Source organism: Streptomyces macrosporus (assembly GCF_039533145.1).
GTDB classification, from domain to species: Bacteria; Actinomycetota; Actinomycetes; order Streptomycetales; family Streptomycetaceae; genus Streptomyces; species Streptomyces macrosporus.
On sequence record NZ_BAAASZ010000046.1, the window covers coordinates 1 to 504 of the forward strand.

The window sequence follows — 504 nt, forward strand, 5'->3', positions numbered from 1 at the left end:
CGGCCTCGTCTCCGATCGCGCCACGACCATCTGAACCACAACCCGCGAGAGGTCATACGCCCTCGCCCACTATCACGCACCAACTCGTTAGCGCCGGTTTTCGTTCCGATGTTCCTCAACCCCCCAGAGTCCCGTAAGTTCACGCAATCTGAAGGGTTCTCGGTGGGAACTCAAGGGTCCGTCGTCGTGCTCTGCGGAGTTGCTTCCGTGGGTTCGGGGCCAACTCGCGACCTTGCCGGGCGCTGGGCGAGGCCGTCGCCACGGCGCTGGCGGTACGCGACGGCGCGCCGTCGACCGGCCCCGCACCCACGTACGCGCAGGTGCAGGCCCTCGTCGACGGGCCCGGCGTCACGTGCCGGTGAGCTTGTCGAGGTCGGGGGCGTAGACGGTCATCCAGTGCGGGTTCAGCCGGTAGTAGACGACCTCGCGGTTCCAGTCGAAGGCGTCGTCGTCGCCGTAGAAGTCCTTCAAGTAGGCGAGGAGTTCCTGCCAGTCGGCCGTGGG

1 pseudogene is annotated in these 504 nt (G+C 66.9%); it reads right to left on the reverse strand.

From position 1 onward, the window contains the following. Positions 1 to 348: 348 nt before the first annotated feature. A pseudogene (locus ABD335_RS27515) lies at positions 349 to 504 on the reverse strand (pyridoxamine 5'-phosphate oxidase family protein); the annotation flags it as partial.